Annotated in this window: 1 pseudogene; it reads right to left on the bottom strand. The window is 64.9% G+C overall.

From position 1 onward, the window contains the following. A pseudogene (locus ACQG3P_RS21865) lies at positions 1–216 on the bottom strand (aminotransferase class III-fold pyridoxal phosphate-dependent enzyme); the annotation flags it as partial. Positions 217–245 lie beyond the last annotated feature (29 nt).

Here is a 245-nt window from a genome sequence, read left to right as displayed (position 1 = left end):
CAGCAACGACAGCGTCGCGCAGGCCACGTCCGGAGCACGCGGGATGCTGGTCAACGGGTTGCCATAGAGTCCCTTGAGGGCCAGCTGCGCGGCAAGCGCGGTCACCGCCAGCACCGACAGCGCGAACTGCGCGGCGTTCAGGGCCTTGGAAAAGGTCAACATGACCGGCACGTCCCTCCCTTCGAAGACGGGGTAATCCACGATCGACATCACGCCGGTCTCTCATACACATCTCCGAGCCCACG

Origin of the sequence: Stenotrophomonas sp. SrG (assembly GCF_050031795.1) — a bacterium.
Taxonomy (GTDB): domain Bacteria; phylum Pseudomonadota; class Gammaproteobacteria; order Xanthomonadales; family Xanthomonadaceae; genus Stenotrophomonas; species Stenotrophomonas rhizophila_A.
This window is presented reverse-complemented; position numbering and strand designations above follow the sequence as displayed.